The sequence below is a fragment of the Pseudomonas sp. FFPRI_1 genome (assembly GCF_055384485.1).
Genome location: NZ_AP029168.1, coordinates 2,929,477 through 2,954,077 on the forward strand (window position 1 = coordinate 2,929,477; position 24,601 = coordinate 2,954,077).

General features: G+C 57.1%; 19 protein-coding genes and 2 pseudogenes. 12 read left to right on the top strand and 9 right to left on the bottom strand.

The genetic code is table 11. The annotated features are described in order from the left end of the window. Positions 1-6: 6 nt before the first annotated feature. From ACZ5BO_RS13070 to ACZ5BO_RS13115, 10 genes and pseudogenes are all read left to right on the top strand, one after another. Positions 7-509: pseudogene (locus ACZ5BO_RS13070) on the top strand (transposase); the annotation flags it as partial. Continuing rightward, positions 506-773 (top strand): annotated as a pseudogene (locus ACZ5BO_RS13075) (IS3 family transposase); the annotation flags it as partial. The pseudogenes ACZ5BO_RS13070 and ACZ5BO_RS13075, both read left to right, overlap by 4 nt. Before the next feature lie 297 nt (positions 774-1,070). Further along, positions 1,071-1,589 carry a sugar O-acetyltransferase gene (locus ACZ5BO_RS13080; protein ID WP_464700241.1) on the top strand — a complete coding sequence of 173 codons (519 nt, stop codon included), beginning with the start codon at positions 1,071-1,073 and terminating at the stop codon, positions 1,587-1,589. Between the two features lie 20 nt (positions 1,590-1,609). After that, positions 1,610-2,848, top strand: a complete 1,239-nt coding sequence (locus ACZ5BO_RS13085; protein ID WP_019094712.1) for an aminotransferase class III-fold pyridoxal phosphate-dependent enzyme — start codon at positions 1,610-1,612, stop codon at positions 2,846-2,848. Beyond that, complete coding sequence (locus ACZ5BO_RS13090) at positions 2,826-4,613, top strand: 1-deoxy-D-xylulose-5-phosphate synthase N-terminal domain-containing protein (RefSeq protein WP_464700243.1); 1,788 nt, start codon at positions 2,826-2,828, stop codon at positions 4,611-4,613. The genes ACZ5BO_RS13085 and ACZ5BO_RS13090 overlap by 23 nt, the downstream gene beginning before the upstream one ends. Before the next feature lie 96 nt (positions 4,614-4,709). Further along, on the top strand, positions 4,710-5,555 hold the full coding sequence (locus tag ACZ5BO_RS13095) for an SDR family NAD(P)-dependent oxidoreductase (RefSeq protein ID WP_015634986.1): 846 nt from the start codon (positions 4,710-4,712) through the stop codon (positions 5,553-5,555). After that, complete coding sequence (locus ACZ5BO_RS13100) at positions 5,548-6,171, top strand: DUF1349 domain-containing protein (protein ID WP_464700245.1); 624 nt, start codon at positions 5,548-5,550, stop codon at positions 6,169-6,171. The genes ACZ5BO_RS13095 and ACZ5BO_RS13100 overlap by 8 nt, the downstream gene beginning before the upstream one ends. Before the next feature lie 6 nt (positions 6,172-6,177). Beyond that, positions 6,178-6,963: an HAD-IIB family hydrolase gene (locus ACZ5BO_RS13105; RefSeq protein WP_464700247.1), complete on the top strand. Its 786-nt coding sequence runs from the start codon at positions 6,178-6,180 to the stop codon at positions 6,961-6,963. An 18-nt stretch (positions 6,964-6,981) separates the two neighbouring features. Then, complete coding sequence (locus ACZ5BO_RS13110; RefSeq protein ID WP_464700249.1) at positions 6,982-8,007, top strand: methyltransferase; 1,026 nt, start codon at positions 6,982-6,984, stop codon at positions 8,005-8,007. A 109-nt stretch (positions 8,008-8,116) separates the two neighbouring features. Beyond that, positions 8,117-9,307: an MFS transporter gene (locus tag ACZ5BO_RS13115; RefSeq protein ID WP_464700251.1), complete on the top strand. Its 1,191-nt coding sequence runs from the start codon at positions 8,117-8,119 to the stop codon at positions 9,305-9,307. 500 nt (positions 9,308-9,807) lie between these two features. Here the strand turns inward: ACZ5BO_RS13115 and ACZ5BO_RS13120 are convergent, their stop codons facing one another. From ACZ5BO_RS13120 to ACZ5BO_RS13160, 9 genes are all read right to left on the bottom strand, one after another. Continuing rightward, a complete protein-coding gene (locus tag ACZ5BO_RS13120; RefSeq protein ID WP_232644303.1) occupies positions 9,808-10,089 on the bottom strand; it encodes a hypothetical protein in 282 nt (93 codons plus the stop codon). 595 nt (positions 10,090-10,684) lie between these two features. After that, positions 10,685-13,825 (bottom strand): CHAT domain-containing protein, encoded by a 3,141-nt coding sequence (locus tag ACZ5BO_RS13125; RefSeq protein WP_464700253.1) that lies wholly within the window; start codon positions 13,823-13,825, stop codon positions 10,685-10,687. 800 nt (positions 13,826-14,625) lie between these two features. Next, complete coding sequence (locus tag ACZ5BO_RS13130; RefSeq protein WP_464700255.1) at positions 14,626-15,363, bottom strand: hypothetical protein; 738 nt, start codon at positions 15,361-15,363, stop codon at positions 14,626-14,628. 1,107 nt (positions 15,364-16,470) lie between these two features. Then, positions 16,471-17,271 (bottom strand): amino acid ABC transporter ATP-binding protein, encoded by an 801-nt coding sequence (locus ACZ5BO_RS13135; RefSeq protein WP_108542691.1) that lies wholly within the window; start codon positions 17,269-17,271, stop codon positions 16,471-16,473. A 16-nt stretch (positions 17,272-17,287) separates the two neighbouring features. Beyond that, the gene (locus tag ACZ5BO_RS13140; RefSeq protein WP_464700257.1) at positions 17,288-18,529 is read right to left on the bottom strand and encodes an NAD(P)/FAD-dependent oxidoreductase; all 1,242 of its coding nucleotides are present in this window, start codon (positions 18,527-18,529) and stop codon (positions 17,288-17,290) included. A 46-nt stretch (positions 18,530-18,575) separates the two neighbouring features. Next, positions 18,576-19,286, bottom strand: coding sequence for an ABC transporter permease (locus ACZ5BO_RS13145; RefSeq protein WP_011060496.1), 711 nt, complete (start codon positions 19,284-19,286; stop codon positions 18,576-18,578). Continuing rightward, positions 19,283-20,002, bottom strand: coding sequence for an ABC transporter permease (locus ACZ5BO_RS13150; protein ID WP_025130068.1), 720 nt, complete (start codon positions 20,000-20,002; stop codon positions 19,283-19,285). The genes ACZ5BO_RS13145 and ACZ5BO_RS13150 overlap by 4 nt, the downstream gene beginning before the upstream one ends. 86 nt (positions 20,003-20,088) lie before the next feature. After that, complete coding sequence (locus tag ACZ5BO_RS13155) at positions 20,089-20,841, bottom strand: transporter substrate-binding domain-containing protein (protein ID WP_464700260.1); 753 nt, start codon at positions 20,839-20,841, stop codon at positions 20,089-20,091. Positions 20,842-20,857: 16 nt separating this feature from the next. After that, on the bottom strand, positions 20,858-21,733 hold the full coding sequence (locus tag ACZ5BO_RS13160) for a MurR/RpiR family transcriptional regulator (protein ID WP_025130066.1): 876 nt from the start codon (positions 21,731-21,733) through the stop codon (positions 20,858-20,860). 129 nt (positions 21,734-21,862) lie between these two features. Here ACZ5BO_RS13160 and ACZ5BO_RS13165 point away from each other — a divergent pair, with 129 nt between their 5' ends. Further along, the gene (locus ACZ5BO_RS13165) at positions 21,863-22,900 is read left to right on the top strand and encodes an Ldh family oxidoreductase (RefSeq protein WP_464700262.1); all 1,038 of its coding nucleotides are present in this window, start codon (positions 21,863-21,865) and stop codon (positions 22,898-22,900) included. A 224-nt stretch (positions 22,901-23,124) separates the two neighbouring features. Further along, complete coding sequence (locus tag ACZ5BO_RS13170) at positions 23,125-24,309, top strand: porin (protein WP_025130064.1); 1,185 nt, start codon at positions 23,125-23,127, stop codon at positions 24,307-24,309. Positions 24,310-24,601 lie beyond the last annotated feature (292 nt).

Genomic DNA, 24,601 nt, shown 5'->3' on the forward strand with positions numbered 1-24,601 from the left:
GCCCACATGACAAGGCGCTACGAACTCCCCGACGCATCGTGGGAATTGATCAAGATCTGGTTTCTCCAGAGCAGAAACTGGGTCGTCCACGTAGCGATGATCGTCTAGTACTCCACTGTGGGTTCGTGCTCGGGCGCTACTTGGCGCGACGACGGTACGTTTGACCGGATACTGGAGCGCTTGCACATCCAATTGAACCGTGAAGGGCTGATCGATCTGGACACCTGGATGATCGACTCCACTGCGGTACGTGCAACCCGAGCCTCTTCAGCAACCGGAAAAAAAGGGGGCTGAAGAACCACTGGATCATGCGTTGGGCCTAGTCGAGGTGGCCTTACTACCAAGATGCACATGATCTGTGACGCCAATGGCGTGTCGTTACGTTTCATGCTTTCTTCGGCCAAGCCAGCGATATCGCCCATGCACAACCGCTGCTGGATCAGGTACGAATTCCCGGTAAGCCGGGGCGACCACGCAAGTGCAGTCGCTGGTTACTGGCTGATAAAGGCACTGCTCTCAACGGCCCAAGGATGGCTTTGCAAATTTCGACGCCGCTCGCAGCCGGGTGCGAGATTTTATCCGCTGGTACAACCATGAGCTCCGCCACAACCGCATCCACTTCGTAACCCCTTGCGCAGCGTCATCGCGGCGAAGATCAAGAGGTGCTGGCCATGTAGCAGCAAGTCCCTTATCAACCTACGCATCGCTGGTCAGGTGCGACGCGTAATTGGCAGTCCATCGGCGCCGTCACACTCAATCCAGAACGAAAGTAACAGGCCCTGAAAACAGTGACATAACAATACGACTGACGTAATAACGAATTTGCCAAGAGCTGGTGTCGAGTGTAGAAGGTGGAAAAACTTCAGGAAGTGCCGAAGTATATTTAAAAAATAAATAGTAGATGGAGATGATGATGGCTGAAGGGAATCAGGCTATTGGGGAAGTGTGGGCGTTAGTTGCTGGTGGTAGTGGCAAGCGCGAAACTAATGATCGTCTTGTTTGCCCCCGTTTACTTGACGATCAGCACGGCATGAGTGCTCTATGTTACGCCAGTGTGTACAGGGTGGCGTATGCGTGAGTTCATGACATTCGATGCAGCGGAACCTGCTTTAGTTGCCCGTAGGCGCACCGCCCGTGCTTTGTGTTCCTCCATCAGCAATAACCCTGATGGTCGGGAGGCGCTTTATAAACTCCTGTTCGGATCAGTGGGTGAGGGGTTTGAACAGTGGGGCAATTTCTTTTGTGAGTTTGGTTCGAACATAAACATTGGTGACGGTGTTTTTATTAACGCCAATGGGGTGTTCCTCGATGCGTTTGAAATAAACATCGGGAACCGTGTGTTTATCGGACCTCATGTCGGTATTTATACCTCTAACCATGCCAAGGATCTTGAGCAGCGGCGTCGTTATATAGAATCGGGTGCACCTGTAGTCATTGAAGATGATGTATGGATTGGCGGCGGCGCAACAATCTTGCCGGGCGTCACAGTGGGTAAGGGGTCAATTATCGGTGCGGGTGCTGTCGTGGCAAAGTCGGTTCCGCCACACAGTAAAGTGCTGGGCGCTGGTTCTCAGGTTTATCCGATCTAATCAATAGAGGGCATAAAGGGATGTTTGTCTATCAGTCACGCGTGAAAGACCAAATTGTTGGCTCTGTTAAAGATGTCAGTGTTCATGCAGAGGGTGGCATCTACACGGATGCGATTTCGGGCATGTTTAACGTACCGTTCGGGTATTCGTGCGACCCCATCAAGCAGCATATTTCCAAAACGTTGACGGATCTGCCTTTCCACCCCAAGGATCATTTCTATTCGTCCGAGCTGTTTGAAACTTCAGAGCTGCTGCTCAAACGCGCCAAGATGGAAGATGGCGGCTTGTTGTATGTCAACAGCGGCTCGGAAGCCATCGAGTCGTCGATTGCCATGGCCTTGGAATATCACCAGCGCAAAGGCAATACGTTCAAGAAGAAAGTGATCTGCCGCAAGCACTCCTATCACGGCGCCACCTTGGGGGCCCACAGTATTACCGGCAGGAACGATTTCAAGGACCTGCGTTGCAGCGGTTACGACACGATTCGGATCAACCCGCCATTCCCTGTCGTTCACGAAGGTCAGGCTTTGGAAATGCACAGTGTGGCGGATGTGGAGAATATTATTCTTCATTATGGTGCGGAGCAGATCGCTTGCATTATTTTCGAGCCGGTCAACCATTTGAAAGGGATGCGGCAAACTCCCCGCGAGTACCTGATCGGTATTCGTGAACTGTGTGACCGTTACGATATTGTGATGATTACCGATGAAATCGTGACCGGCGCCTCTCGAACCGGAGAGTTCTTGAATACCCATCAGTTTGGGGTTTCTGCCGATATCGTCGCGCTCGGGAAAGGCATCAGCGGTGGTTATTACCCGGCATCCGCTATGGCGACATCCCATAAAATCGCCTCGGTGTTTGACAAGCCAGAGCCGTGGATCCCGTTTTCCTATTCGCATACCTATGCAAGCAACCCGGTTTCGATCGCGGCCATCAATGCGTCGATGCGCGTGCTGGAACAGATAGAGGCCGCAGGGCAGCTACAAAAACTCATTACAAAGACTCAGGCGCTGTGTCAGGAAATCGCCGGGAATGAGCGGATCGCCCGAATTGAATCCCACGGCTTGCTGATCGGCATAACCCTGGACTCAAGCCTTGGGGAGCAGGCAGGCAAGAAATTGGGTGGGCTGTGCTTTGAGAGGAAGTTGATTATCCGAGGTGAGGAAGATTGGGCTTGCCTGGCGCCCGCCTACATCATGTCAGAAGAAACGCTAAGTGACGTGTTCGAGGTGTTGAATGAATCAATTAGTCAGTTATGACCTCGAGCCAGTTGCCAGCCTGTTGACGCCGTTATATGGCATTCGTCAAAGCGTGCATAAACGGAAGGCGTACCTGACGGCCGATGAGTATGTGCGTGCCAATGAGGAAATTGAAGTCGGTATTGCCGAGTCGTCGAAGTGCCAGACGATCAACGAACTGTCGGTAGCCATCGCCAGACAATTTACGCCGTTCTATTCAGACGTAAGGGTCTGCCTGGAGCGGATTCATGAAATTGCCGGTTACGGAACCCTGGCATCTTGCCTGTCGTCACTGAACATTGCCGAAGCACTGTTTGCATTGGAACTCTGCAATGCGGCAGGGGTGGCCAATCAGGATCTGGTGATTGGCAGGGGGCATATTGCGCCATTGTTTTATGCTTATCGTCATGTGCTCAATGGTATGCCTTTGGCTTTTTTGGCTGCGGTTCACGACAAGATTCCGGCTGTTGTCAATAAACACTACGGTTTTGCCTACAGCATGCGGCATAGCCTGGGCGAGGGAGTGGGCATTGCGTTGGGGCGGGCGAATACCAATCGTGATGCACGTGTTATCTGTGTGGCGGGTGACGGTGAGTTGAACGAAGGGGTGTCTTTCGAGGCGATTCGCCTGATTGGCGAACTTGAGGTCAAGAACCTGACGTTGATAGTGGACAACAATGGCAGAGGGATTGACCCACTTCCCGGGAAGTTGAGGCCGGAGTATTTGGCCGCCTACTTCTCTGATGTTTATGAAGTGGATGGACACGACACCCAGGCGATCAGTGAACACATTCGCCAGGCAGAGAAGGACCATCGCTCGGCCGCGATCATCTGTCATACCGAAAAAGGCGTTCACTCCTTCAAACGTGCCAGCCATCAGAGTTTGATGACGTCAACGGACGATCAGCAGAAGAATGATCTGAGGAAAGCTTCCAGTTGCAGTCGAACGGCCGACATTATCGAAGAAGTTCGCTCAGGGGCACCTGTCCATGTATTCACTGCGGATCTGGCCGCTCGGTTTGGCCTTAAGTCATTGTCCGGTTATTGCAACACCGGCCTGGCCGAGTCAGCGTTGCTGACCTGCGCGATGGGGTGCCCGGATGATGAGCTGAAGTTTGTCCTGACCGATGACAAGTATTACCTCAACGCGATAGATGTACTGCACTCTGCTTTGATTGCCTGTCGTAATTTGCATGTCATTGGCGCTCGGAAGAACGGTGTGTGGGGCGGAGCTACATACGCCTCAACCGTATTCAGCTTGCTGACGGAAGAAACCGTATACGAACTGACAGACCCTCTCGATCTGTTGGCCTGTATTCATCGGCAGAAAGCACAGGGTGGAAACGGCCTGTACTTAATGTACGACCAGCCCATGGAAAGAGTGTGCGCCCTGAGAGAGAAGTACCGGAAGCTGTCTGAAGATATCTATATTTTTCAGCCCGAGTTTGCCGCCGGTTCATTGATAGTGTCAGCGGAGTCGATGGCGTACGAAGCCTTTCAGGTCGCCACGACAAAAAGATGCACACATATCCGGTTCCTGTCCGTTCGGCCGGATCTTGAGCTGGTTAAAGAGATGCTGAGCCAATGTGCCGAAATTATTGTCGTAGAACATAACAGTGGTCGCTTCAACCTGGCTGAATACATTGAGTCCCGGTTGCTGGTCCGAGTTCGCAAGGTTTCCGGTGATGCCTATGAGTGGCCAACAATCGAGACTTTCCAGGAAAATGTTGCACCTCGAGCACTGGGTGCATTGTTGGCTGATCCGCCGTACGCATTAGTTAATTAGACTTCACACGTTTAAATGCAGTTTCAACTACTTATTGGTTTTCTGAGCCCTGTATAGGGTTCGGCGGGCTTTCTATGGATTCAGGAGCAGTGGTTTATGACGCAGGGAAATAAAGCGCAAGGCAAGTTGTCCGGTAAAACCATGATCGTCGTGGGCGGTGCCAGAGGCATCGGCTCCGCGATTGTTGAAGTACTGGCCAAAGAAGGTGTTCATGTCTACATCTTTGATACCGACCGGACACCCAATGCAATCAACCACTATCAAACTCAGGATGTCAGTGGTTATCAGGCGGCTCGCACGCTGGCGGCGGATCTTGTGGAGCAAGGGCTTTCGGTAAAGGCCATTGCGGTCGACGCAACGTCTGAAGCCCAGGTCATAGAAGCCGTAGCGGGCGTTGTCCATGAGTCAGAGCACTTTTACGGCCTGGTCAACGCCATTGGCAGCAGCCACCTGATCAACACGGTTGAATCATCGCTGAGCGAGTTTGACGCGATCGTGCAAACCAACCTTACAGCACCTTACTTGACGTCGCGTGAAGCTGCCCGCGCACTGATCCAGAGAGGCAAGGGCGGCGCGATCCTGAACATCAGCTCCATTGCCGCAAAAGTCGCCTTTCCTGGAATATCTTCCTACTGCGCCGCGAAAGCCGGGTTGCAGGGCTTCTCTGGCGCCTTGGCGCTGGAGTTGGCCACTCACAATATCCGGGTCAACTGCGTTTGCCCCGGCATCGTCAAAACCAATATGTGGAAGTACCTGGAGAACCGCCTCATCGAGCCCAACGAGTCTCTGGATGACTTGTGGGCTCGCATGGAGGGCCTGATCCCGTTGGGTCGTACACAGATCCCGGAAAACATTGCCCGGTTCTGTCTGGCGGTGCTTGAGAACGAAGACATCACGGCTCAATCCCTGTCGGTCGATGGCGGAATGAACCTGTATGGATGACACCGTTGGCACTACGCCTCTTTTGCGCGAAGACCCGAACACCGTACTGAGGATTAGTGATCGTGTGTTCGGTGCCGAGCATTGCGCACAGCTGCGTTATGTAGCGCCGGTTCTGAAAATGCGAAGCGAACCCGGTAGCGATTCGTTCAATATTCCAGGGCTTCATACGGTGGACAGCTTGGGCACTTTGCTCACGTCGGTGACGGGAGAGTTTGCCCTTGGCGCTGACATCAAGTTATTCAGCCTGGCCAAGTTTGATGCTGCTGGGCTCTTTCTTGAAGTCGGGCTGCACAAGCTGAAGTTCGGTGTTGAAGAGTACGGCAGCAACAAGAAGATCGTATCGGTGCATTCATCGCCCTATAGCGATGAAGTCAATGGCATCGAGGTAAACGATGAGCCTGTGCGGCTGTTCATTTCGCGAAGTGGGGATGTGTTCTCGTGTTATCTGAGTGGCTCTGAGGGTGCCGTGGTTTTTCATCGGGCGTTCTATGTGAGCAACTGCCCGGATGAAGTGCGCGTCGGGTTTAGTGTGCAGTCGCCCTTTTCCGAGGGAGCGGCCGGGGAGTTTTCCCGGATTGAAATATCCTCACAGTCCATGGGACTCATCAGAGAGTGAGCAGGTATGACGAGCAAAGACACCTGGTTGATAGTTTCTGATTTTGACGAGACGTTCATGCCGGTCTTGTCATCTCGAGAGGCGGATGCCGGGATAGACAAACTGGAAAGCTGTTTGAATCAACTGAAACGCAAGCACCACCTGTTGTTTGGCTGGGCTACGGGAAACAGTCAAGCGGTGGTCCTGGACAAGATGAAGAGATACCCCGAATTTCCCTGGGACTTTGCACTGACCAGTCTGGGAACCGAGTTGTACTGGAATCACCCGGACAGTGTTCTGGAGGATGAGGGTTGGCCGTTACAAGGCGCAGGAACCTTTCCAGAGCGGGTCATAAGGCTGAGCGCCCTGTTCGAGCAAAAGGGTATTGAGTTGACGTTGCAGTCGGAGGCTTTCCAGCAAAAACGCATTCGGGGTTATTACTTGAATGCCGATGGCAATGAAGCGATCGCCATCGAGCAGATCCATAGACTCTGTTTGCAGGTTGGTCTTGAGGCCTCGATTACCTACGCCAGTGCCGCCGCCGGCGACCCTGAGAATGTCTACGATGTAGCCATCATGCACCCGGGGTGCGGAAAGAAGCAGGGGGTCGATTTCATCGTCAAGAAACATGAGATTTCCCCCGCCAGGGTCATCTCGTTCGGGGACAGTTGTAATGACATCGAGATGTTGAAGGCCTGTTCATATGGTTACCTGGTGGGCAACGCTTCGCACGAGGCCAGGCAGGCGTTTGATCGTGTTGTTGAGGGTTTCTATTGTCACGGCATCGTTGATGGTCTTCAACGGCATTTTTGAAATGGGATATGCATCTACATGGACAGTACAGTGCACACGGAGCATCACAGTGATAAACAGATATTTGATATCTACTTCGGGTTTATCAATACCTACACCTTGTTTTTTGCGGATGAAGTAAAACTGTTTGATCTGCTTGAAGGCAAAGCGCTGAGGCTGGGTGAAATCGGCTCGGCATTGGAACTGGCACCTCGGGCCGCTCAGGCGCTTGTGGCTATGTGCACCAGTCAGGGGCTGCTTGAGAAGAGTGGGGAGTGCTATGGCCTGACGTCTTTGGCGCAAGCGTTTCTGACCCGAAAGTCGGAGACCTCGTTCAGTGGTGTCCTGCAATCCGCACGCCACAAAGAAGATGCGTTCTCTTATGCATTCTTCAAAGAGTCGATGCTCAGTGGAGAGTCCGGGTTGTTCGGTGAGACTGATCTGTTTGAGAACAATGCCCAGGACCAGTTACACAGCGAAATTTTCACCAAGGCGATGCACAGTAAAAGCAAAGGACCGGCTCGGGCCTGGTCGGGTCGGATTGATCTGTCCGGGTATCGCTGTCTTCTGGATGTGGGCGGTGGTTCGGGTGTTCACTCTATTTGTGCGCTGGAGAAATGGCCTGAACTGAATGCCGTGATCTTTGATCTTCCCTATGTCTGCGATATTGCCGATACCTACGTCGAGCAGTACCGAATGGCGGGGCGCATCACAACCCATAAAGGAGACATCTGGGCGTCTGAGTATCCAGCCGCCGATGTGCATCTTTACAGTGATATCTTTCATGATTGGCCGCTGGACAAGTGTCTGTTTCTGGCCAAAAAGAGTTTTGATGCACTGCCCAGCGGCGGCCGTATCATTCTTCATGAGATGTTTTTTAATAAAGACAAGACTGGCCCACATAATGTCGCGGCTTATAACGCGAACATGTTGCTTTGGACCCAGGGTCAGCAATTGTCAGAGACCGAGATAAGGGAGCTGCTGACGATCGCCGGTTTTCGCGATATTACAGTTTCCCGCACGCAATACGGTGACTGGAGCCTGGCAACCGGAATCAAGTATTAAGGTTGCTGACAACCAATGCCCTATGAGGGCGTTTTGATTGCACAGTGTGAACTCAAGGTCCGGCGCATTCGCCCCGGACTTCACTTGTGTCTTCTTGCGGGAGATTAAAGTGATCCCAGTACGTTACCGTATTCTTTGTATTTACTCCGGCATGCTGGCGTTGACCCAGTATGAGTGGATGCGCTTTGCGCCTATCACGGATCAGGTGTCCACCCAGTACGGTATTACTTATGGGGAAGTCGGTTCATTGTCTTTGGCTGTGACGGCACTTGCATTACCGCTGGCACTTCCCAGCGGTGGCCTGATTGACCGGATATCGGTACAAACAGCCTTGCGTATCACCGCCATTGCCATGTTGTTGGCGGCCTTGATCCGGGTGTTACAACCCCATTATGAATACCTGCTTGCCGGCCAACTGTTGTTCGGGTTTGTTCAACCCTTGACCATGTCGCTGCTCGTCAAGTTGATGATCACCTGGTTTTCTGAAGACGAACATGTGCGGGTCACGACGCTGTTCAGTACGGTGATTTTCCTGGGTATAGGCTCCGCGTTCATGATTGTCCCGTTGACGGAGGAGGGGAACGTCAGCAGTTCGTTGTTGATTGACGTCGCGATCCTGGGGCTGATTGCGCTATTGACCTTCATTTATGTCCCGCGAGATGGCCCTCTTGTGCAAACAACGTCCGCCCCGACCAAGTCCGGCGGCCATTTACTGGCGGAGGGTATCGATTTATTGCGCACGGCTCCGTTCACGGCTGTTTTGCTGATGATTTTTTTAACCAACGGCTATTTCTCCGCCATTACGACATGGCTGGAGCCGATCCTGTTGCGTCAGGGGATCGATGCCCAGGTTTCAGGATTTATCGTTGTTCTGATGTTGGCCGGTGGTATCGCGGGTATGACGTTCATGCCTTTACTGGTGCGTAGCGGTGCAAGCGTGGGGGGCATTCTGTCCGGGGTTTCATTGTTGGCAGGGGGAGGTACGGTACTGCTTTTCACCTCGGGTTCCCCTTGGATATTGAGCCTGGCAGGGATCGTGATCGGTGCCGCGCTGTTATCTCCGCTGCCTCTTCTGCTGCAACTGATAGCCGACACTGCCGGACTCTCCAGGTCTGGGACGGCGACCTCAATTTTCTGGTTAGTCGGCAATATTGGTGCCACGATAATGATCGCGACGTTGGGGGTTATTGCCGACCACGGTGACTGGGGAATGGCAGCGGTATTGCTGTGCCTGGTTCTGGTCGTCCAGATAACGATTTCGCTCATGGGCTTTCGAATGGTAGGCGCTCGCACCACCTGACTTCATACGGCTCTATGTAGATATCCGTTGCTGCGGTCACGGCCGTTTATGGTTTCGCTCTTACAGCGATTCACTTTGGAAAAGCCGGAATGCCGGCCCAGCCCAAAGTAAGCAAAGGGTTCCTGCCCCCGCATCCGGCGCCTCGCCTAGGCTCGGCGTTCCCTCACTCCGGCATTGCTCCGGGGGCACGCCGCCCCAGGCCATCCATGGCCTGGGGCGGCCAGCTCGGCATCCATGCCGAGCTGCCCCCTACGCAATGCCTGCGTTCGGCCTCCTGAAGGGGCAGGCAGATCAAAAGCCAGATCAAGAGCCAAGGCAAAGCCAAGCGCGTTATACGCGCTGTCGTAGGAGCCGGCTTGCCGGCGAATTGGCCCGTAAGTCATACATCGCCCTTGCTGACGCTTGCGCAATGCCTGCACTCGGCTTCCTGAAGAGGCAGGAAGATCAAAAGCCGGAGAAAACCCATGCGCGTTTTACGCGCTTATTGAATTCAGTGGCCTTCAGGGCTCCTGCCCAGTTCGCCACTGAATCACCTCCAGCACCGCGCAACCCTCCCGGGTGAGCAGATGCACCCCTCGGGTGACCCGCGTCAGGTCGCAGTCGGCAATGTCTTTCAGGTTAAGCGTGGACAGCGTGTCCATCAGATCCCGCACCACGGTGAAACGATGGGCCGCACTGCTGGCCAGATCGCTCAGGGAGGCTTGGGTGTCGAGGTAGAAAACGGCTTGGTTGGCGTCGTGGGTGTCGACGGGGGAGAAGCGGGAAATCGATTGATCGTCCATGGTCGTTACTCGTTGTAGAGCTTCCACCGTTTGCGGCCAAGCAAATTGAGGGTGGCAGCTGTGTGAGGGTTGGCCGACCGGCTACAACGACACCGGCACACCTGAAGGTGTCCCGCACACAGCCGCCATAACACAGAATCGCAGGCACAAAAAAAGCGTCTGCAATGGTGTTTTGGACGCTGATGCGTCGTTGTAATTCGACCGGCCAAGGTCGTTCGCGGATTTTGCCGCGAGGGCGAACTATAGGGCGCGCGCGAGTAAGGTGCAACCGTGTGTTGGTGGGGATGTTTGAAGCGGTGTTTCGTGGGGGCAGTGGTTACGGCAGTTATGTGATGAGGTTTGAATCGCCATCTTGTTTTACAAAACTCTATACGCCAGAAGCCACTGGCAGAGTTTGGCCAGAAGCGGTCATTAATGCCTAGGAAATCCAAGCGATCTAGTGTCCCCGGCTAGGTCTCTCCGAGCTCAGACGTTGAAGACGATGGTGTCCAGGTGTTTACTGGTGGACACCGTCGTTCTTGGTTAGGGTTGGGGTGAAACCGTTGTAGCTTATGATCGTTCGGGTTCCCAGTCCCAAAGCGTTATCGCCACTGGGCTACGACCAGATCTGACAGGGATCTCCGTAGAGATTCATCGCCAAGGCTCGAGAGGGATCACCACTAATCTCCCTGTTGGCATCGTGGCAGGCCTGAATCGCGGTCTTGCCTGACCTCCAGTGCTTGAGGAACTTTGGCGCCCAGCTGGCTGCGACCATTGCTTCCATCGGCCAAGGCGAGGCGATGACTGTCGAGCACCCATTAGAAAGAAGCTCCTTTGCCAAACCACTCGTAGTGTTAGCATCCGGCACCTTATCCGAGCGGCCACCGCTGCATACAAACAACACCGCAACACGTGAGTCGCGAACAGCTGTCGCGACCACATCAGCAGGAACCTTTAGCGACCCCTCGTCATTTAAGGTATGGAAGTAATTGCCTTCGGGGGAGACCCGTCCATGTGCCGCTATAAATACTAAGTCCGAGCCCGCAAGTGTTGCGGGCGGATGGTTGCTTGTATCCAGTGCCACTCCGTATTCCTGAAACTCTCCCTCCAGATAACCGAGTAGAACGTTGAGGGTCTGGGTCGGATCACCTGCATTGGATATCCAGGCGTTCAGTCGCGGCTCGTCAGCAGGGCGACGGCTGAACGATTCTGCGAGCCAAGCCATGGAAGGTGCGGCACCAACAGGTTGAGACGCTCCGAAAAAACCATTGCTGGTCCATAGCAGATTGCTCGGCATCGAGCGTAGCTCTGACTCCATTATGACCAGGGTCGCGCTCGCCGGAAGTGTCTGCCATTTGCACTCGGCCAGGGACTTATGCATTGCATGCTCCTTTTCCCAGCTTTGCGTTCCAACGTCTTTGCAGTAGTCATAGGGGTACAACTTCGACCAGCTCTTGAAGCTGTCGTAGCTAAACTCCTTCTCTTCCACGAAAGTGAACTGGCCTCCCTCATATCTGAGGGATAATAACTGACCGAGGTTATCGAACGCGGCCAGCACCAATGCTATCCCGCGTTCACTCAGATGTTCAGCTACTGCCACAATCTGCGAAAGGGACCTAAACCCGGAAGGGGGGCTTGGGTGTCGCGTCCATCCCGGAGCGGCGACGCCTCTGTCGGCTAGAAGCTCAAACGGCAGCAAGAGTTCGGCAGGCTCTATGCTATCGCGTTCAAGAGTCAGCAACGTTCTCGCTGCGACGGTCAACTGCGTTGAGTCATATGCGGCATCGTTGGCGAACTTTGCGGGTTCTACTGATGTGTACTGCGTCCAAAGGTCGCGAATAGGGTTCTCCCCATCCATTAAGGTCTGGACGAACGGCTTTGATGAGAAGGTATGGCTAGCGAGTACCTTCATCGTCTGAGCTGCGCTTGCCGGGACCTCAACGTTGAAAGTCTTGGAAATCTTCATGAGCTGGCCAAGCAGAGCCATGGTTTGAACACCGTCCTGGCCGCGATCAAGCGCCTCTTGACCAGCTTCGGCGGTACGTAGGAGTAGATCCGGGATCTCGCCAGCTCGGGCTGGAAGATCGCGGAGAACCATTTCAAGTTCGATAGTCAGTCTGATATGAAGCTGCTCATGTCGATGCTTGTCATAGCTTCCGCGGGCCTGCAGGGCCTTGTTGGATATCTCCAGAGCTTCCAAGGCATGGTCGAGCAATCCAGACTCCCTAAGCAGCCGTACCCAAAGATTGATCTCATTGAAGCTAGTCAACGGTGTCTGCCCCAGATTGGGACCCGCAATAGCACACGCAAAAGCAACCAAACTGGTGCGACGGTCCTGAAGGCGGCTGTAGACATCGGCCATGCTGAACCACGCGGCCTGGGCCGTAGATCGTGAATCGCCGCATTGAGAAAGCTGCTCTTCGCAGAGGTCTCTGGCCTGCTGCGCGTACCCAGCGTTACCTAGTCGTGTCATTGCTACCCGGAACAATACAGTAGTGAAACCAGGCGAAGACGTATGGGGCGCAATGCCGCATCCAAGAAGTAGCCAGTGCTTCAAGATCTCTACGTCCTGACGTGACTCAAGTGCAACGGCCCCCGAACTCATCATCTCGCAGATGGTTGCCATACAGACGTTTGGGTCGATTGAGATCAGCTCGCGTGGAAGTGTAGTTTTGCCGGGGATGCATGGCTCACGATCCTTAAGCCATTGCGTGCAAATTTCCGGGATTCTGCTCTCTAATAGAGCTTTCATCGAACTAGACGCCGGATATATGTCTGGTCCGAGGATAAGTCCTCCTTCTTCGATAAGATCGAAGACAACTTTCAAGAGGAGCGGAATTCCTGTGTCGCCACTACGATCTACCGACAGCAACTCAATCAGGCGCTGTCGAACGAAGCCATGCTGCGGTCGGACAGCCAGGTACCCAACGATCTCCTTGATGATTCTCGCAACCTTGTCCTCAACCAACGAGAAGTCAATTAAGCCTCTTCTGAGCAGAAATGCGTCGAGAACGGCCAACAATTCCCTGACTTCTTCCTCCTTCTCCGATCCGGCGAGTAAGTGTGCGACATTGATCGCAGCGACCACCTCATGTCTTGCAATCAAGTATCGAAGAATAGCTAGTGGCACTAGCTTGCCAGATGAACGCTCAGCCAGTATCACCATTTCTTTAGTATCAAGCGAATCAGAATCGGCCAGCAGCTGCAGTTGATATAGATACTCGCGCGAGCTCATGAAATCGGGGTGAAGCAGAGCTGCCGCTTCAGCGAAACGTTCGTCGGCTAATGCCCGCTCCAAGACCAAGTTCCGGACACCACTATCGGAAGCGTGTTCAGTGATCATGCGCAGCTCGAATTGTGCCCGCAGATTTGCATCGCCAATTCGTTCGGCGATGCGGGAAGCAATATAGAGAGAGCTCAACATGAGTTCATCATGGACAATTCTGTCTAGCAAGTCCTTAGCGTCAGCGTCAGCTCCAGCGTCCGCACACACATGAGCCATCCGTAGCAGTACTTCTGGTTCGGGATCAGCCGGGAGTATCAGCTTTTTGAACTCGTCATACGCGTGATCCGCCAAACCAGCGCTATGAAGCATTTGAATGGCTACAGCCCTAGTATCCACCTCATCACCAAGCTCCAGGCCACGGAGATGCGCGAGGGCTGCCCCTACCTCCCCATTTGCCAGCATCTGATCGCACAAATTAAGACCCTGCTGGATCCTCGATTCCCAATTGGAATAGCCATTTTCCTGACTCATAGTTACTCTCCAGAACCTTCATCCTTGCAGCTTGAGCGTACGGGCAAAATGCCCAACATGTAATTCAATTGTTCGCTGGTATTTCTGCCGATGCACTGGAGCTGAAGAGGCGTCGCTCACCTTATTGTTCTTAAATCAGGCCGCCCCCCCCCTATTCTTTCGTAGCTTCGGTATCTGGTTAAAAGACGCGCTCACTATTCCTTTTAATGATGGGGTCGGAAGGGGAGTTCGCAGGCAGTTGCCTATGAAATCTATACTTCGCCTCCTGCATCAATAAGTCGGAGATGGAGAGGTAGGCGTGAGCCTTAGCTTCGGCCGCGGAGGGGTTACAGAGGTAGGCTTTCGTGCCAAGGTCAGCACATTCCTTGGTGGCTGTTGGCCATTATCACAGACTTCGATCCTCTAATCACTTGCTTGGGGTTACCCAGCGGGTAAGGAGCAGGATCAGTTGGGTCTTTGAACACCCCGTGGCGCTTGGCTTGTAAAGGGCTGCCACGTGGGCTGTCTTACCCTTCTGGTTATCGCGAAGGTTGGTAGGCACCCAAGAAGCGTGGTTATCTCACTGCCATCAAGTTCCGGTCCGCTGATGCGAAGAGACGCTTTGGAACGTGTCACTGGCCCCATGACTTACTGCCTCCATTAAGAGGGTACAGCGATAGCAGCCTTCTCGAATGGCTCAGCATCCGGTTGTGGGCTGGCATGATCTGGGGTCTATTACGCGAGTGGCCGGTAGCTGCCCGTCGTGAACGGCTGCAACCGGCCAAAAGCGGTCATTAAGCTCATGAAAATTTGGGAGCAACTCAGCGCTTTATCGCCTCATATACGTAAGAACCAACAACTGATCCCGTTGCACCTATCACTATTGCCGTGATACCGGAGATTGCGAATGACCATACAGGGTACTGTTTTATGAAATCTGTAATTTTATAGAAAAGATCTTTTTGTATTCGACGTAGCTCGGACTGGCATTTTTCGATAGTTTCACTTGAAACTTTTTCTTGGCGAGACCGCTCTGCGCAACTTGAACAGAGGATAGGCTTGTGGCATGAATGAACAATATCTGTTTTTATACCATTCATATCAAAGATACACCCACGAGTCTCGTCGTGAGTAAAGTTGGTATGCTCTGCATTTGTGGGTATGCGGTTTCCGCTTCTTATGAAAAGCAATGAATATGCGTAAAAAAGACGATAAATTACATTCTCCAATGGAATATTTGAGTGTCTAAGTATATCCTTTATTTCATGAAACGAAAATACCACTCTATTGGACGTGAGACGTCGCGTATACCAATTCCCTTCAATTGGCACATTAACTATGGACACCAAAAAATCGCCAGTAAAACTCGTAGGCAATACTTTTTCTAGAGCTGCGTCTGTGAACTCCCACTCATGACCGTCGGATTGACAGTTGAGGGAGTAGTTTTCTATTTCTCCAGCCACTTCAAATATCGAAGACTTCCACTCTTTCAAGTTTTTATTTTGGAACTCCGCCTGAACATGCCCGATTGTTGCGACGGTTATTTTGATTTTTGGCATTGCCGATCCTTAGCTAGAGATAGTTGCAAATGAAGTCACATGTTGCATATGGCGAAAACTAATTTACTAGTACAGCTTGCGTTTCTCTCTCCATCCCTTTCGAGGTAGAGACTTTAAAAACTCTGATATATCACACGACAAAAGTATACAGCATGAATAAATGGCTTCGTTCACTCGGGCAGGCAGGTATGCACGTAAAACGCTATGCAATGTAGGCTCTCTTTCAGAAAATAAGATCAGCCTCTCTGAATCGCCCCGAGTTTCATAGATACTTTCGAGCCTCAGGGACACCAGCCTAGTCTAGTTAGACTGTCCGCTTTTGGCCGACAGCTGTCTGTCAAGAACGGTAGCTCATTGTCGGTTACTGTCGGTCTTGATCATTGCAGTGCGCAATATTTTGCGTTCGTTGATTTAGCTTTTTGCTTCCTTTTGGTGACGGAGGACTTAGGTTCTGCTCCAGATATTGCGGTGCAGGATCTGCTTTTTGTGCTGGTAGGTGCCATGGCTACGGCGAGCGAAAATGCTGAGTATCACTTGTAGTTCAAATTGCATAGATAGCCAGCCTTGAGATCGCTACGCCTGCTTCGCAGTCGTTCGTAGCCTTCTCCTACAGAGAACGCGAACGGCGATTAAACAGGCCGGCCGATAGGCCGCCGTCTGCTTTTGCTCTTGCTTTGGCTTTTGATCTGCCTGCCCCCTTAAACACGATGGCCGAACGCAGGCATTGAGCCGTGGGTAACCCGGCAGGACGCCGGGTTAGCCGCACTGGGCCAGGGATGGCCCATTGCGGCGGCCCACGGATCAATGCCGGAGTTCGGGCATGCCGAGCCTAGGCGAGGCACCGAGTGGAGGGGCAGGAGCCCTTTGCTTACTTTGGGGCTTTTCCAAAGTGAGTCGCTGTAAGAGCGAAACCCTAAGTGGCCATTACCGCAGCAACGGATATGTACACCCAAAAGACCGCAAACTCAGGTTTTACGACCGCTGCGCGGCCGAGCGGGAGCAAGCTCCCTCGCCACAGTAAGCTCGCTGAGCCCCTTGCTCACCGTGGCGTTTCAACCTGACTCGTTGCAGGGCGCCGACCAGCAGCAACGGATATGCCCACCCATCTCAATGCACAATCTGCGCAAGAAACGCCTTAGCCCTCTCACTCTTCGGCGCCCCAAAAAACGCCTCCGGCGGCGCATCCTCCACAATCCGCCCCCCATCCAAAAACAGCACCCGCTCCGCCACCTGCCGCGCAAACCCCATTTCATGGGTCACACACAACATAGTCATCCCACTCCCGGCGAGCTTCACCATCACATCCAACACCTCACTCACCATCTCCGGGTCCAGCGCCGAAGTCGGTTCATCGAACAACATGATCTTCGGCTCCATGCACAACGCCCGGGCAATCGCCACGCGCTGTTGCTGCCCACCGGACAGCTGGCTCGGGTACTTATCCGCCTGGTTCTCGATCCCCACCTTGGCCAGAAACCCCCGCGCCAGTTCTTCGGCTTTTTTCCGCGATAACCCGCGCACGGTCATCGGTGCCAGGGTGCAGTTGTCCAGCACGCTCATGTGCGGGAACAGGTTGAAGTGCTGGAACACCATGCCCACTTGGCTGCGCACCTGGGCGGCTTCGCGGGTGTTTTGCGAGAGGTCGGTGCGGTCCACCAGGATCCGGCCTTTTTCGGCGATTTCCAGGCGGTTGATGCAACGGATCAGGGTCGATTTGCCCGAGCCGGAAGGCCCGCAGAGGACGATGCGTTCGCCCTGGCGCACTTTGAGGTCGATGTCGTGCAGTACATGGAAAGCACCGTAGAACTTGTTCACCCCGGCAATATCGATCACCACTTCACGTGGGTCGGCAGCAGGGCGGGCAGGCGCTTCGGAAGCGGCGGGAAGCGGGGCGGTCTGGGTCTGCATGGCGGTTCTCCGTCGGTCAGTTGAAGCGCTCGGCGCGGTAAGGAGTGGGGTCGGTAAACGGGGTTTCGCCGGTGACCATCTGCGCCAGCAGTTGGCCGCTCACCGGGCCCAGGGTCAGGCCGTGGTGGGCGTGGCCGAAGTTGAACCACAGGCCAGGGTGGCGCGGGGCCGGGCCGATCACTGGGCACATGTCCGGCAGGCACGGGCGGCGGCCCAGCCAGGGTTCGGCGTCGAGGCGTTCGCCCAGGGGGTAGAAGTTTCGGGCCAGGGCTTCGCAGCGGCGCAGTTGGATTTCGTTGATCGGGTCGTCGCGGTCGGCGAATTCGATGCCGGTGGTCAGGCGGATGCCGCCCACCATCGGCGCCAGGACGTAGCCACCCACCGGGTCGAGGATCGGGTGCTGCAGGCGGGTGCCGGGCACGGCGGCGTAGTGCATGTGGTAGCCGCGCTTGATCGCCAGGGGAATGCGGTAGCCCAGGGGTTCGAAGATGCCGCTGGCTTGCGGGCCCAGGGCCACCACCACTTCCTGGGCGGTGATCGGGCCGAGTTCGCTCTGCACCTGCCAGCCGCCTTCGATCTGGGTCAGGGTCAGGGCATCACCGATGACGAATTGGCCGCCGCGCTGCTTGAACAGTTCGGCGTAGCCGCGGGTCAGGCCGCCGGGGTCGCTGACGGTCTTGGGGTCGAGCCAGTGCAGGCCGCCCACTATGTCGGGGTGCAGGCCGGGTTCCAGGGCCAGCAGTTCGGCGCGGTCCAGTACCCGGTAGTTGAGTTCGTAGTCGCGCAGGTCGGCGGCGGCGCGCTGGGCGAAGTCGAAGGCCTGCTGGTCGTTGAAGGCTTCGAGCCAGCCGCCGTCGGCGATCAGCTCCAGCATGTTGGCCGGGCGGGCCAGGGCCAGGTGTTCGGTGACGCAGCGTTCGATCAGCGGCAGCATGGCGCGGGTGGCAGCGGCCAGGCCCTTGGGCGAGGAGTGGCGCCAGTATTGCAGCAGCCAGGGGCCGGCCTTGGGCAGGTGGCGCAGGCTGTAGCGCACGTCCGATTGCTGGTTGAGGCCGTAGCGCACCAGCTTGGTCACTTCCCGGGGGAAGGCGTAGGGAATCACGCTGGCGCGTTCGATCAGCCCGGCATTGCCGTGGCTGGTGCCATTGCCCGGAGGCTGGCGGTCCAGTAGCACTACTTGGCGGCCGCGGGCCTGCAGGTGCAGGGCGCTGCTGACGCCGACGATCCCGGCGCCCAGAACTAAGGTTTGGCAATGCATGTTTCAGTCCTTATGACAGGGGCCGCGCGGCGGCCCGCTAAAGGGTTCAGTTCAGGTGCCGGCCCAGGCGGCCTTCCAGGTACTTGAGGCTGCGCCGCACCACTTCGACGATCAGCAGGTAGAGCACCGCGGCCCACAGGTAGATCTGGAAATCGAAGCTGCGGGAGAAGGCCAGTTTGGTCACTCCCATCAGGTCGTAGATGGTCACCAGGGAGGCGATGGCGCTGGCCTTGATCATCAAAATCAGCTCGTTGCCCAGAGGCCCGATGGCGATCAGCAGCGACTGCGGCAGTATCACTTTGCGAAACGCGGTCCAGCGCGACAGGCTCAGGGCCTTGCAGGCTTCGCGCTGGCCCTGGGCAACGGCCAGCAGGCTGCCGCGCAGGATCTCCGCCTGGTAGGCGGCGGTGTTCAGGGTGAAGGCCAGCAGGGTGCAGAACCAGGCGTCGCGGAAGAACCACCACAGGCCCACGTCCTGCCAGAAGCCTTTGAACGAGCCCAGGCCGTAATACAGCATGAACAGCTGGGCCAGCAGCGGCGAGCCGCGGAAGAAGTACACATAGGCCCCGGTGAAGCGCCGCAGGAAACGATTGCTGGACAGCCGCCCGAGGGCGATCAGCAGGCCGAGCACAGCGCCCAGGCTGAAGGAAATCGCCACCAGCTTGGCGGTCACCAGCAGGCCGTCGATAAAGCGCGGGCCGTAGCGTTCCAGCAGTTCCTGGTTGAGGAACAGGTTCAGCAGGTCATCCAGGTTCATGGCTGCAGGCTCCGTTGCGCACGGTTGAAGCGCCGTTCAAGAAAGCTGAACAAGTGCCCCGACAGCGCCGAGAAGAACAGGTAGCCAAAGCAGGCCACGCTGTAGAACAGCATGGGTTCCTTGGTCACGCTGACCGCGAGGTTGGTCTGGCGCATCAGGTCCACCAGGGAAATGGTCGACACCAGGGAGGTGTCCTTGAGCAGCGACAGCCAGTTGTTGGAAAGGCCGGGCAGGGCGATGCGCGTCAGTTGTGGCAGCAGCACCCGGGTGAAGGTGGTGCGCCGCGACAGGCTCAGGGCGCTGGCGGCTTCGTACTGGCCCTTGGGCAGGGTCTTGAACGCGGCCAGCCAGATCTCGCTGGAGAAGGCGGCGAACACCAGGCTGAAGGCGATCATCGCGGCGACGAAGGTGTTGATCGCCACTTCACCGGGGTAGCCCAGGGCGCCGAGGATTTTCTGCGCGGCGATCTGGCAGCCGTAGTAGATGATCAGCAGGGTCAACAGCTCCGGCAGGCCGCGAAACACCGTGGAAAAGGTCGTGGCCCAGGCCCGTGCCCAGCGGTTTTTCGAGCGTGCGGCCAGGGCCACCAGCAAGCCCAGGGGCAGGCCGATGGGCACGCACGCCAGGGCCAGGGCGATGGTCACCAGGGCCCCGGCGAGCAGGGCCGAGCCCCAGCCGCCGCTGGCGAAGGACAGGAGTGACAGCTGTTCGAACATGCGCGAACCCTCTGGAAGAATGAACCGTGCAGGGCGCCGCCGCGTTCAAGGGAACGCGGGGCTTAGGCAGCGGCAAAGGCGGCCAGTCAGTAGATGTCGAAGGCGAAGTAGCGGCTGGAGATCTGCTTGTAGGTGCCGTCGGCGACGATCTCGTCCAGGGCCTTGTTCAGGCGCTCGCGCAGGGCGTTGTCTTCCTTGCGCACGGCGATCGAGGCATCGGCGGTGGTGCCGTTGACGTCACCGATGATCTTGCAGCAGTCCTTGCCGGCGCTTTCCGCCCAGGCCAGCAGCGGGAACTTGTCGGCGATCACCCCGTCCACGCGCCCGGCCGCCAGATCGCTGTTGGCTTCGTCCAGGGTCGGGTAGAACTTCACGTCGGCGCCGGCCGGGCCGTAGTGGTCCTCGGCGTAGATGGCCTGGGTCGAGGAAGCCTGGGCGCCCACGGTGCGGCCCTTGAAGTTGGTCTGGGCATCGCTGATGTCCGAGTCCTTGGCCACCGCCACCGACAGCGGGGTGCGGTAGTAGTGGTTGCTGAAGGCGATTTTTTTCTTGCGTTCGTCGGTGGCGATCATCGAGGCCACCACGGCGTCGTATTTCTTCGCCAGCAGCGCCGGGATGATGCCTTCCCAGTCCTGGGCGACGATCTGGCACTCGACCTGCATCTGCTTGCACAGGGCATTGGCGATGTCCACGTCGAAGCCGTGCAGCTGGTTGTTGGAGTCCACGTAGTTGAAGGGCGGGTAGGCGCCTTCGGTGGCGATCTTCAGGGTTTCAGCCTGGGCGGTGCAAGCGCCGATGACCAGGGCGCAGGCGCCGGCGAAGCGAAGGACGTTGTTCATGGAGCACCTCGGTTATTTATTGTTTTGCGCGGGTGGACGATGTGTAGCCAACAAATTCGTTATGCAGGGCGGCGGTGGCTTCCAGGCGTTTTTCCACCTCGGGTCCCAGGTGCTTGCACACCTCGTTGATCAGCAGGTGCACCAGCGACAGCATGGCCGCGGTGGATTCCCAAAACAGGTTGAACTCGGTGGGCACGCGGAACACCTCGTCGGCGTTCTGCTCGGCCCAGTCGCAGAAGGTGTCGGTGACCAGGGTCACTGGAATCCCCGCCTCGCGGGCCTTGTGGCACAGGGTCAGGGCGTGGCGCGAATAGCGCCGGGCCTCGAACACCACCAGGGCGCAGTCTTCGGCGGGGCTCAGCAGCACGTCGGCGAAATGCCCGGCGGAGCCGTCCACCAGGTGCACGCCGTCGCGCAGGTATTGCAGCAGGTGGACCATGGAGGCGGCGATGCCGCGCTCGGTCTGGAACCCCGCCACATACACCCGGCGCCGGCTGGCCAGGCGCTGGACCACGGTCTGCCAGGCTGGGGTCAGGCTGTATTCGTAGACCTTGACCAGCGCCGCCACTTCCAGCTCGAAGCTGCGGGGCAGGCCCTGGGCCGCCGGGTTGGGCTGCTGGCGAAATTCCTGCAGGCGGTCGCCCACCAGCCACGGGCCTTCGCCGAGGTCGTTCTTCAGGTCGTTTTTCAAATCCTTGAAATGGCTGTAGCCGATGGCGCGGCAGAACCGCCCGACGCTGGACTCGCTGACGCCGAGTTTTTCAGCGATGTCGGCGGCGGTCTGGAAGGGCAGCTCATAGAGGTTGGCCAGCATGTAGCTGGCAATCGCCCGGCCCGACGCGGTGGCGCTGGACAGGCTGCTTTCAAGGCGTTGTTTGATGGATTGGCTCATGGGTTTTCATTGTTATTGGCCGTTGACAATGGAAAATGAATGTTTTCTGTCATTAAGTCAATATTTGACAGTTAACTGGCGTGACGCGATAGTCAGGCACCTTCCAATAACAATTCCAATGGAGCCACCATGTCCCACGCGACCCTGGCGCAGGCTGATGTCGAGTACCTCGACCTGCCTGCCTTGACCGACTTGCTGCAACGGATTTTTCTTCGCCACGGCACCTCTGCCGAGGTGGCCCGGGTGCTGGCCGACAACTGTGCCCGGGCCCAGCGCGATGGTTCCCACAGCCACGGGGTGTTCCGCATTCCCGGCTACCTGTCGTCCCTGGCCAGTGGCTGGGTCAGCGGTCAGGCCGTGCCGCAAGTGGAGGATGTGGCCCCCGGCGTGGTGGCGGTGGATGCCGCAGGCGGCTTTGCCCAGCCGGCCCTGGCCGCCGCTCGCGAGCTGCTGCTGAGCAAGGCCCGCAGCGCCGGGATCGCGGTGTTGGCGATTCGCAATTCCCATCACTTCGCGGCCTTGTGGCCGGATGTCGAGCCCTTCGCCGAAGAAGGCCTGGTGGCCCTGAGCCTGGTCAACAGCATGACCTGCGTGGTGCCCCATGGCGCCCAGCGCCCGCTGTTCGGCACCAACCCGATTGCCTTTGCCGCCCCCCGCGAGGGCGCCGAACCCATCGTCTTCGACCTGGCCACCAGCGCCATTGCCCACGGCGATGTGCAGATCGCCAAGCGCCAGGGCGAGCAACTGCCACCGGGCATGGGGGTGGACCGCCACGGCCAGCCCACTTGCGATCCGGCAGCGATTCTCGACGGCGGCGCCTTGCTGCCCTTTGGCGGGCACAAGGGCTCGGCGCTGTCGATGATGGTGGAGCTGCTGGCGGCGGCGCTGACCGGTGGCAACTTCTCCTTCGAGTTCGACTGGTCGCAACACCCGGGGGCGCAGACGCCCTGGACCGGGCAACTGCTGATCGTCATCGACCCCAACCACCTCGGCGGCGGGCGGTTTGCCCAGCGCAGCGGCGAGCTGGTGCGGCAGATGCAGGCCGTGGGCCTGGAGCGTATGCCCGGGGATCGGCGCTACCGCACCCGGGCCAAATCCCTGCAAGAGGGCATTCCCCTGGCCGCTGCCGAGCTGGCGCGACTGCGGGCCTTGGCGGGGGACGACTAAACGGCCGACGACTAAGGGCTTGATCCCTTCGCACCCGGGTCCATGAGCCCTTGGTGTTACTCCAGGTAGTGGGCCCGGTAGCGGGCTGGTCGTGGATCGGATTTGCCGCTCCCTGCCAGCCCCTCGAAAGCACCGTGAACTTGCCCCCAAGGCAGCCTATGGGCGGCCTTGGCGGGTTTCGATAATCGCCTCCGACAACTCGTCCCCCGATTGCGGAGTGCGCCATGCATAACAATAAGAACTGCCAGTACCCCCTGATTCCGGCCCTGATCGTCGGCCTGTCGACCCTTGGCCTGGGCTCTGTCGCCGAAGCCGAGATCCTGCTGTACGACAAGGACCAGACCACCTTCGCCACCGACGGCTACATCAATGCCTTCTACGTCAACAGCGACGTCGACCGCGCCGGCGACCAGTACGACCGCCGGCAGGCGCGGGTGAAGATGGGCTTTCTGCCCAACTACCTGGGCTTCACCATGGGCAAGCAGGTGGACGACCTCAAGCTCGGCGCCCGGGCCTCGTTCTGGGTCACCATCAACGACAGCGAAACCAACGGCACCGACACCGCCATCGACGTGCGCCAGTTCTACGGCACCGTGGCCAACCCGGAGTGGGGCGAGGTGCTGATCGGCAAGGACTTCGGCCTGTTCGCCCGGTCCAACATCCTGCTCGATGAAATGCTCGCCGGGTACGGCCAGGTCAGCGACAGCCTGGGGCTGGTGGACGGCGGCGGGGTGTCGTTTGGCAACATCGGCAGCGGTTATCCCTATCCCTTTCCGTCGTCGCAGATCACTTACCGCAGCCCGCTGATGGACGGCCTGCGGGTGGCGGTGGGCATCCTCGACCCGGTGGACACCAACGACAGCAGCGCCCTGGGCAAGGCCTACCAGAAGAACCCGCGCACCGAGAGCGAGATCACCTACCAGTTCGACCTGGGCGGGGCCAAGTTCTACAGCTGGCTCAACGGCAGCTACCAGACCTCCGACAACACCGACCCCAACGTGCAGTCGGTGACTTCCAAGGGCCTGGGCTATGGCCTGCAGGCGAAGATGGGCGGCCTGTCCCTGACCGGTTCCGGGTTCCAGGCCAAGGGCATCAACCCGTTCTTCACCAACAATGCCGGCGAGGCCACCCTGCGCAATGTCGACAGCAAGGGCTACCTGCTGCAGGGCTCGTACAAGGTGGGCAAGAACCGCCTGGCGCTGTCCTATGGCAAGACCAAGGACGACGGCAACGGCGTGGTCGGCAGCGGCGCCGATTACCAGACCCGGGGCGTGGCGCTGTTCCACGACATCAACGACAACCTCAAGCTGGTGGCCGAGTACAACCAGTTCGAAATCGACGGCCACCACACCAATGCGCAGAACGAAAACACCGACACCTTCGCCGTGGGTGCCGTGCTGACCTGGTAACCCCAGCGCCGGCCCTGGCGTGCGCATCGCGCCCGGGCCGGCGCCCCGCATTCCCTCTATTTCCCGTATCTACGCCTTCCCCTGTAGGAGCCGGCTTGCCGGCGAAGAGGCCCGTAAGCCCTGCACCAGACCGGCCGACGCCTTCGCTGGCAAGCCAGCTCCTACGGAGGTCGCGCCCGGCTTTCCCTCTATTTCCCGTATCTACGCCTTCCCCTGTAGGAGCCGGCTTGCCGGCGAAGAGGCCCGCCAGCCCTGCACCAGGCCGGCCGACGCCTTCGCTGGCAAGCCAGCT

Bases quoted from the DNA above. Each gene is read 5' to 3' on its own strand.
- ACZ5BO_RS13080 (WP_464700241.1), top strand. From the start codon at position 1,071: ATGCGTGAGTTCATGACATTCGATGCAGCGGAACCTGCTTTAGTTGCC.
- ACZ5BO_RS13085 (WP_019094712.1), top strand. From the start codon at position 1,610: ATGTTTGTCTATCAGTCACGCGTGAAAGACCAAATTGTTGGCTCTGTT.
- ACZ5BO_RS13090 (WP_464700243.1), top strand. From the start codon at position 2,826: ATGAATCAATTAGTCAGTTATGACCTCGAGCCAGTTGCCAGCCTGTTG.
- ACZ5BO_RS13095 (WP_015634986.1), top strand. From the start codon at position 4,710: ATGACGCAGGGAAATAAAGCGCAAGGCAAGTTGTCCGGTAAAACCATG.
- ACZ5BO_RS13100 (WP_464700245.1), top strand. From the start codon at position 5,548: ATGGATGACACCGTTGGCACTACGCCTCTTTTGCGCGAAGACCCGAAC.
- ACZ5BO_RS13105 (WP_464700247.1), top strand. From the start codon at position 6,178: ATGACGAGCAAAGACACCTGGTTGATAGTTTCTGATTTTGACGAGACG.
- ACZ5BO_RS13110 (WP_464700249.1), top strand. From the start codon at position 6,982: ATGGACAGTACAGTGCACACGGAGCATCACAGTGATAAACAGATATTT.
- ACZ5BO_RS13120 (WP_232644303.1), bottom strand. From the start codon at position 10,089: ATGGACGATCAATCGATTTCCCGCTTCTCCCCCGTCGACACCCACGAC.
- ACZ5BO_RS13125 (WP_464700253.1), bottom strand. From the start codon at position 13,825: ATGAGTCAGGAAAATGGCTATTCCAATTGGGAATCGAGGATCCAGCAG.
- ACZ5BO_RS13130 (WP_464700255.1), bottom strand. From the start codon at position 15,363: ATGCCAAAAATCAAAATAACCGTCGCAACAATCGGGCATGTTCAGGCG.
- ACZ5BO_RS13135 (WP_108542691.1), bottom strand. From the start codon at position 17,271: ATGCAGACCCAGACCGCCCCGCTTCCCGCCGCTTCCGAAGCGCCTGCC.
- ACZ5BO_RS13140 (WP_464700257.1), bottom strand. From the start codon at position 18,529: ATGCATTGCCAAACCTTAGTTCTGGGCGCCGGGATCGTCGGCGTCAGC.
- ACZ5BO_RS13145 (WP_011060496.1), bottom strand. From the start codon at position 19,286: ATGAACCTGGATGACCTGCTGAACCTGTTCCTCAACCAGGAACTGCTG.
- ACZ5BO_RS13150 (WP_025130068.1), bottom strand. From the start codon at position 20,002: ATGTTCGAACAGCTGTCACTCCTGTCCTTCGCCAGCGGCGGCTGGGGC.
- ACZ5BO_RS13155 (WP_464700260.1), bottom strand. From the start codon at position 20,841: ATGAACAACGTCCTTCGCTTCGCCGGCGCCTGCGCCCTGGTCATCGGC.
- ACZ5BO_RS13160 (WP_025130066.1), bottom strand. From the start codon at position 21,733: ATGAGCCAATCCATCAAACAACGCCTTGAAAGCAGCCTGTCCAGCGCC.
- ACZ5BO_RS13165 (WP_464700262.1), top strand. From the start codon at position 21,863: ATGTCCCACGCGACCCTGGCGCAGGCTGATGTCGAGTACCTCGACCTG.
- ACZ5BO_RS13170 (WP_025130064.1), top strand. From the start codon at position 23,125: ATGCATAACAATAAGAACTGCCAGTACCCCCTGATTCCGGCCCTGATC.